This window comes from Bradyrhizobium sp. P2_E8 (genome assembly GCF_056403875.1).
The window spans coordinates 1-6,885 of record NZ_JBFUES010000354.1; the positions used below are offsets into that span (position 1 = coordinate 1).

Annotated in this window: 8 protein-coding genes; 4 read left to right on the top strand and 4 right to left on the bottom strand. The window is 65.5% G+C overall.

What is annotated here, in order from left to right; genetic code table 11:
• Nucleotides 1-76: 76 nt before the first annotated feature.
• The 4 genes from ychF to AC1D00_RS20100 all read right to left on the bottom strand — a co-directional run bounded on the left by ychF (nt 77) and on the right by AC1D00_RS20100 (nt 3,085).
• Nucleotides 77-1,174, bottom strand: coding sequence for a redox-regulated ATPase YchF (gene ychF, locus AC1D00_RS20085; protein ID WP_404552807.1), 1,098 nt, complete (start codon nt 1,172-1,174; stop codon nt 77-79).
• A 5-nt stretch (nt 1,175-1,179) separates the two neighbouring features.
• The gene (pth, locus tag AC1D00_RS20090) at nt 1,180-1,785 is read right to left on the bottom strand and encodes an aminoacyl-tRNA hydrolase (protein WP_404552806.1); all 606 of its coding nucleotides are present in this window, start codon (nt 1,783-1,785) and stop codon (nt 1,180-1,182) included.
• A 58-nt stretch (nt 1,786-1,843) separates the two neighbouring features.
• A complete protein-coding gene (locus AC1D00_RS20095; RefSeq protein ID WP_135176539.1) occupies nt 1,844-2,569 on the bottom strand; it encodes a 50S ribosomal protein L25/general stress protein Ctc in 726 nt (241 codons plus the stop codon).
• A gap of 264 nt (nt 2,570-2,833) precedes the next feature.
• Nucleotides 2,834-3,085 carry an accessory factor UbiK family protein gene (locus AC1D00_RS20100; RefSeq protein ID WP_011090176.1) on the bottom strand — a complete coding sequence of 84 codons (252 nt, stop codon included), beginning with the start codon at nt 3,083-3,085 and terminating at the stop codon, nt 2,834-2,836.
• A 166-nt stretch (nt 3,086-3,251) separates the two neighbouring features.
• Between AC1D00_RS20100 and AC1D00_RS20105 the strand changes: the two genes are divergently transcribed.
• From AC1D00_RS20105 to pgeF, 4 genes are read left to right on the top strand one after another with little or no spacing between them, the layout of a single operon-like run.
• Nucleotides 3,252-3,983, top strand: coding sequence for a dienelactone hydrolase family protein (locus tag AC1D00_RS20105; protein ID WP_477011860.1), 732 nt, complete (start codon nt 3,252-3,254; stop codon nt 3,981-3,983).
• A 14-nt stretch (nt 3,984-3,997) separates the two neighbouring features.
• Entirely contained in the window at nt 3,998-4,840 is an 843-nt protein-coding gene (gene lgt, locus AC1D00_RS20110; protein ID WP_477011861.1) for a prolipoprotein diacylglyceryl transferase, read from the top strand.
• Nucleotides 4,841-4,861: 21 nt separating this feature from the next.
• Complete coding sequence (locus tag AC1D00_RS20115; protein ID WP_477011862.1) at nt 4,862-5,977, top strand: class I SAM-dependent methyltransferase; 1,116 nt, start codon at nt 4,862-4,864, stop codon at nt 5,975-5,977.
• A complete protein-coding gene (gene pgeF, locus AC1D00_RS20120) occupies nt 5,977-6,744 on the top strand; it encodes a peptidoglycan editing factor PgeF (protein ID WP_477011863.1) in 768 nt (255 codons plus the stop codon). The genes AC1D00_RS20115 and pgeF overlap by 1 nt, the downstream gene beginning before the upstream one ends.
• Nucleotides 6,745-6,885 lie beyond the last annotated feature (141 nt).

The window sequence follows — 6,885 nt, forward strand, 5'->3', positions numbered from 1 at the left end:
AGACTCCTTGGGCCCCGGCTCTGCAGCGCACCGCTGAAGCAGCGCTGCGCTGCGTCCGGGGCACGCAGTTTGCGTCTTACGTATTGAACCTAAAATGCATCACGTCGCCGTCGGCGACGACGTATTCCTTGCCTTCGAGCCGGAGCTTGCCGGCATCGCGGGCGCCGGCCTCGCCGCCGAGCGCGACGTAGTCGTCATACGCGATCGTCTCGGCGCGGATGAAGCCCTTCTCGAAATCGGTGTGGATCACACCGGCCGCGCCCGGCGCCTTGGTGCCGCGATAGATGGTCCAGGCACGCGCTTCCTTCGGGCCCACCGTGAAATAGGTGATGAGGTCGAGCAGCGTGTAGCCGGCGCGGATCAGGCGGTCGAGGCCGGCCTCTTCGAGACCCAGCGTCTCCAGGAAGTCGGCGCGCTCTTCACGCGAAATGGTGGCGATCTCGGATTCGATCTTGGCGGAGATGACGACGGCGACGGCGCCTTCCTTGGCAGCCTGCTCCTGCACCGCCTTCGAGAACGAATTGCCCGTCGCGGCCGAACCTTCCTCGACGTTGCAGACATAGAGCACGGGCTTGGACGAGAGCAGGCCGAGCATCCCGAAGGCACGCTCCTCCTCCGCCTTGCGCTCGACGAGGCGTGCGGGCTTGCCCTCGCGCAGCAGCACCAGGGTGCGGTTGACGAGGTCAAGCTGCTCCTTGGCGTCCTTGTCGTTGCCCTTGGCCTTCTTGCTGAGGTTGTCGAGGCGCTTCTCGAGGCTGTCGAGGTCGGCGAGCATCAGCTCGGTCTCGATGGTCTCGATGTCGGCGAGCGGGGCGATCTTGCCCTCGACATGGGTGATGTCGGAATCTTCAAAGCAGCGCACGACATGCGCGATGGCGTCGACCTCGCGGATGTTGGCGAGGAACTGGTTGCCGAGGCCCTCGCCCTTGGAGGCGCCGCGCACGAGGCCCGCGATGTCGACGAAGGTCAGCCGGGTCGGAATGATCTGACCGGACTTGGCGATCGCCGCGAGCTTGTCGAGCCGCGGATCGGGCACGGCGACTTCGCCGACATTCGGCTCGATGGTGCAGAACGGATAGTTCGCGGCTTGCGCCGCGGCCGTCTCGGTCAGCGCGTTGAACAAGGTCGACTTGCCGACATTGGGCAACCCGACGATCCCGCATTTAAATCCCACGAGCGTTATTCCTTGCCGTTGTCGTCCTTGGTCAAAAATCCCTTCGCCTGCATGGCAAGATGCACCCTGTTGGCGAAGGTCGCGTCCGTGCCCTTGGCGATCAGCGCGGCGTGCTCGGCGACCGCGTCGCAGAGCGTCGCCACCCAGTCGTTGTCAGCCTTGGCGAAGTCCGACAGCACGTGGCCGTGCACCAGTTCCTTGACGCCGGGATGACCGATGCCGAGCCTGACACGGCGGTAGTCGTTGCCGATATGCGCCGAGATCGAGCGCAGACCGTTGTGGCCGGCGATGCCGCCGCCGATCTTCACGCGCACCTTGCCCGGCGGCAGTTCGAGCTCGTCATGGAACACGGTGACGTCGCCAGGGGCGATCTTGAAGAAGCCTGCCGCCTCCTGAACGCTGCGGCCGGAATCGTTCATGTAGGTCGTCGGCTTGAGCAGGATCACGCGCTCAGTGCCGAGCGCGCCTTCCGAGGTCTCGCCCTGAAACCTGCGGCGCCATGGCGAGAAACCATGACGCCGCGCGATCTCGTCGACGGCCATGAAGCCGATATTGTGCCGGTTACGTGCGTATTTCGCGCCGGGATTGCCGAGCCCAACAAAGAGTCGCATGACGCGGCGCGCCCCTCGCTCGGCGCGCGATCAGGGACCGCGCGCCAGCCTTGAGAGATTACTTCTTCTTGTCGCCGCCGGCGGGAGCCTTGGCAGCCGCTGCCGGAGCAGCCGCGCCAGCCGCCGGAGCAGCCGCACCAGCCGCCGGAGCAGCCGCAGCGCCCGGAGCCGCACCACCAGCCGCGGCCGCAGCAGCAGCCTTCTGCTCTTCGGCGTAGCCGGACGGCGGCACGATGGTGACGAGGGTCGCGTCTTCGCGGGTCAGCGCCTTCACGCCGGCCGGCAGCTTGACGTCCGACAGATGCAGCGAGTGACCGATTTCGAGCGTGCCGACGTCGGCCTCGATGTACTGCGGGATGCTCTCGACACCGCATTCGAGCTCGATCGCGTGGGCGACGATGTTGATGGCGCCGCCGCGCTTCACGCCCGGGGAGGCTTCCGCCTTCACGACGTGCAAGGGCACGCTGATGCGGATGGTGGCGCCTTCGCCGAGCCGCATGAAGTCGACATGGATCGGGAAGTCCTTGACCGGATCGAGATGGTAGTCGCGCGGAATCACGCGGTGCTTCTTGCCGTCGAGGTCGATGTCGACCAGCGTGGTCAGGAACCGGCCGGCGAGGATGCGCTGGCGCAGTTCGCGATCATCAACCGAGATCGGGAGCGGGGGCTGCTTGTTGCCATAGATCACTCCGGGCACTTTCCCGGCGCGACGCTCAGCCCGGGCGGCCCCCTTGCCGCTCTTCGGACGTGCGGTCGCCTTCAATTCCTTGACGGTCGTCGCCATAACGTTAAGTCCTTGTTTTTGCAAAAGTTAATGGGCCGCAACGCGGCCCATGGCATAGTTCGCAGCAAGCCTCCAGGGGTGCGGGGGCCGCGAACGTGGCGGGCTTTTACCCGGAAGACGCGGAAATGACAAGGAGAATGGGCTGCCGGGCTGCACCGGGTAGCCTCTTGTAGCCCGGATGGAGCGGAGCGAAATCCGGGAACTCGTGCAACAGGTGAGAGCGGCCCGGATTGCGCTGCGCTCCATCCGGCTACGGCATTGGTGCTATCCGCCGAGCTTGGCCTCCAGCGCCGTGATGCGCGCCTTCAGGGCCTCGTTCTCCTCACGCGCCAGGCGGGCCATGTCCTTGACCGCCTCGAACTCCTCGCGCTTGACCAGGTCCATGTCGCGCAGGAATTTTTCGGCCTGGGTCCGCATCACCGTGTCGAACTCGCGCTTGACGCCCTGGGCCGCGCCGGCGGCGTCGTTCATCAGGCGGCCGATCTCGTCGAAAAACCGGTTGTTGGTCTGGGTCATTTCGGTCTCCTGGCAGCTCCGATAAACTTTGCGCGAACGCTCGAAAAGACAATGGCAATCCGGGCGGAACGGATCAAGGGCCGATCGGCGGTATCCTTGTCATGCCCCGGTTTCCTTGCAATCGTATTCAACGTCCCGGCATAAGAAGAATCACAAGGCGCACGAGATGATCGACCAGCAGATCGCGATTCCCACCAGGGACGGCCACACCGCAACCTTCATCACCCATCCCGAACGTGGCGGGCCGTTTCCGGTCATCCTGTTCTACATGGATGCGCCGGCGATCCGCGAAGAGCTGCGCGACATGGCGCGCCGGCTCGCGACATCAGGCTATCACGTGATGCTGCCGAACCTCTATTACCGCTCCGGCGTGATGGAGCTCGGCGCGCTGCCGACAGACCCGAACGCACCGGAGCGCAAGCGCATGTTCGCACTGATGGGCTCGCTCACCATTCCCATGATCATGGACGACACACGCGCGCTGCTCACCTATGCGGAGGGCCAGGCCGCCGCCAACACGAAGATGGTCGGCACCGTCGGCTACTGCATGAGCGGCCGGTACGCCGTCAACGCCGCCACGCATTTCCCCGATCGCGTCAAGGCCGCCGCCTCGGTCTACGGCACCCAGCTTGCGACGGACCAGGACGACAGCCCGCATCTCGCCGCAGCCAAGACCAGGGCCGAGCTCTATTTCGCCTGCGCCGAGACCGACATCTATGCGCCGACCGAGATCATCGAGAAGGTCAAGCAGGGCATGAGCGGCGCCAAAGCCGAGGTCGAGATCTATCCCGGCACGCATCACGGCTTCGCCTTCCCCAAGCGGCCGGTCTACGACCGCGACGCCGCCGAGCGGCATTGGGAGCGTCTGCTGGCGCTCTATCGCCGCAATCTCGTCTAGACATAGAAGGCGTGATGCCCTTTCTGCTCATCGACTTTCCCTCGTTCAGTCCGATCGCACTCCAGATCGGGCCGTTTGCGATCCGCTGGTATGCGCTCGGCTATATCTGCGGGATCACGTTCGGCTGGCTCTATGCCCGCGCACTGATCAAGAACGACAGGCTGTGGGCCGGCTCATCGCCGATCAGCCTGGTGCAGATCGACGATTTCATCCTGTGGGTGACGCTCGGCATCATCGTCGGCGGCCGCACCGGTTACGTCCTGTTCTACAATCTSCCCTTCTTCATCGAGCACCCCGCCGCCATTTTCAAATTGTGGGAAGGCGGCATGTCCTTCCACGGCGGCTTCCTCGGTTGCGTCGTCGCGGTGATGTGGTTCGCCCGGAAGAACAGGATCTCGATCCTGTCGCTCGGCGACATCACCTGCGGCGTTGCGCCGATCGGGATCTTCCTGGTGCGGTTGACCAACTTCATCAACGGCGAATTGTGGGGCCGCGCTGCCGACCCCAGCCTGCCCTGGGCCATGATCTTTCCGACAGGGGGCGACGTGCCGCGCCATCCGAGCCAGCTCTACGAGGCGGGCATGGAGGGACTGTTGCTCTTCATCGTGCTCGCCGTGATGATCCGGCGCGGCGCCCTGAAGCGGCCGGGGCTCATCCTCGGCAGCTTCATCCTGATCTACGGCCTGACCCGGATCATTGGCGAGCATTTCCGTGAGCCGGACGTCCAGCTCGGCTACCTCTGGGGCGGGTTAACCATGGGCATGCTGTTGTCGATCCCGATGCTTATTGTAGGCGGCATACTTATTGTATTGGCTATCAGGCGCGGTGCGCCGAGGCCCATCGGGGCTATCAGTTAATTCATTTCGAGAAAGCCGTCCGTGACCGACTCGCCGCTGTTGAACGAGATCAAGGCGCTGATCAAATCCTCAGGCCCCATGCCGGTCTGGCGGTACATGGAACTGTGCCTGATGCACCCGCGCTACGGCTATTACGTCTCGCGCGACCCGCTCGGGCGTGAAGGCGACTTCACCACCGCGCCCGAGGTCAGCCAGATGTTCGGCGAGCTGCTGGGACTGTGGACCGCCTCGGTATGGAAGCAGATGGGCTCGCCGCAATTCTTGCGGCTGATCGAGCTCGGCCCCGGCCGCGGCACCATGATGGCGGATGCGCTGCGCGCGCTCCGCGTGCTGCCGCCGCTCTACCAGGCGCTTCATATCCACCTGGTCGAGGTCAATCCCGTCCTGCGCGAACGGCAGAGTGCGATGCTGTCGGGCGTGCGCCACATCGCCTGGYACGACAGCATCGACGACGTGCCCGAAGGCCCGAGCATCATCCTCGCCAACGAATATTTCGACGTGCTGCCGATCCACCAGATGGTCCGCCACGAGAACGGCTGGCACGAGCGCGTGATCGAGATCGATCCCAACGGCAAGCTTCAGTTCGGCGCGGCCCCCGAGCCGACGCCGCGCTTCGACGTGCTGCTGCCGCCCCTGGTGCGCGCCGCGCCCGTCGGCGCCGTGTTCGAATGGCGTCCGGACGGCGAGATGATGAAGCTCGCCACGCGCGTGCGCGACCAGGACGGTGCGGCGCTGATCATCGATTACGGCCATTTGCGCAGCGATGCCGGCGACACCTTCCAGGCGATCGCGCGCCACACCTTCACCGATCCCTTGAAGGCGCCGGGCCAGGCCGACGTCACCGCCCATGTCGATTTCCAGGCGCTGGCGCGCGCGGCTGAGGATGTCGGCGCCCGCGTGCACGGGCCGGTGACGCAGGGCGATTTCCTCAAGCGCGTCGGCATCGACACCCGCGCAGCCGCCTTGATGCAGAAGGCGGCGCCTGAGGTCGCCACCGACATTTCCGTGGCGCTGAAGCGCCTGACCGACACCGGGCGCAGCGGCATGGGCTCGATGTTCAAGGTGCTCGGCATCTCCGAGCCGCGGCTGTCAGGCCTTGCCGGCCTCAGCGATCTCGAACAGGCCGGAGGGAACTGATGACTCTCGCTTCGTCGCTGCTGTCGGCGGTGCCAGGCCTGCGCCATTCCTTTTTCACCCGCGAAGGCGGTGTCTCCGGCGGCATCTATGCCGCGCTGAATGGCGGGCTCGGCTCCAACGACGATCAGGCCCTCGTCGCGGAGAATCGCCGCCGCATGGCCGAGCATGTCGGCGTTGCGCCCGAACGTTTCCTCAGCCTGCACCAGATCCATTCGCCCGACGTGCTGGTTGCCGAGACGCCGTGGCCGAGCGGGCCGCGGCCGAGGGGCGACGCGCTGGTGACCAAGACGCCCGGCATCGCGCTCGGCGTCTCCACCGCCGATTGCGGGCCGGTGCTGTTCGTCGATCCCAATGCGCGCGTGATCGGCTGCGCCCATGCCGGCTGGAAGGGCGCGCTGACCGGCGTGCTGGAGGCGACGATTCTAGCGATGGAAAAGCTCGGCGCCACGCGCGGCGGCATCATCACGGCGATCGGCCCGCTGATCCGGCAGGAGAGCTATGAAGTCGGCAACGAGTTCGTGGCGCGCTTCATCGAGGCGGACGCGGAGAACGCGACGTTCTTCATTCCGTCGGCGCGCGAGGGCCACGCGATGTTCGACCTCGCCGGCTTCATCCGGACGCGGCTGGAGGCCGCCGGCATCCTGATGATCGACGATCTCGGCCTCGACACCTACGCCGACGAGCGCTTCTTCAGCTATCGCCGCTCGGTGCATCGCAAGGAGCCGGACTACGGCCGGCACGTTCACGCGATCGCGCTCGAAGCGTGAACACAAGGGCAACACACCGTCATTCCGGGGCGATGAGAAGCATCGAACCCGGAATCCATCGTGCAACAGTTTGCGCGGCAAGATGGATTCCGGGCTCGCGCCAAGTGGCGCGACCCGGAATGACGGTGGTCTGTGTCGCCT

Bases quoted from the DNA above. Each gene is read 5' to 3' on its own strand.
- pth (WP_404552806.1), bottom strand. From the start codon at position 1,785: ATGCGACTCTTTGTTGGGCTCGGCAATCCCGGCGCGAAATACGCACGT.
- AC1D00_RS20095 (WP_135176539.1), bottom strand. From the start codon at position 2,569: ATGGCGACGACCGTCAAGGAATTGAAGGCGACCGCACGTCCGAAGAGC.
- AC1D00_RS20100 (WP_011090176.1), bottom strand. From the start codon at position 3,085: ATGACCCAGACCAACAACCGGTTTTTCGACGAGATCGGCCGCCTGATG.
- AC1D00_RS20105 (WP_477011860.1), top strand. From the start codon at position 3,252: ATGATCGACCAGCAGATCGCGATTCCCACCAGGGACGGCCACACCGCA.
- pgeF (WP_477011863.1), top strand. From the start codon at position 5,977: ATGACTCTCGCTTCGTCGCTGCTGTCGGCGGTGCCAGGCCTGCGCCAT.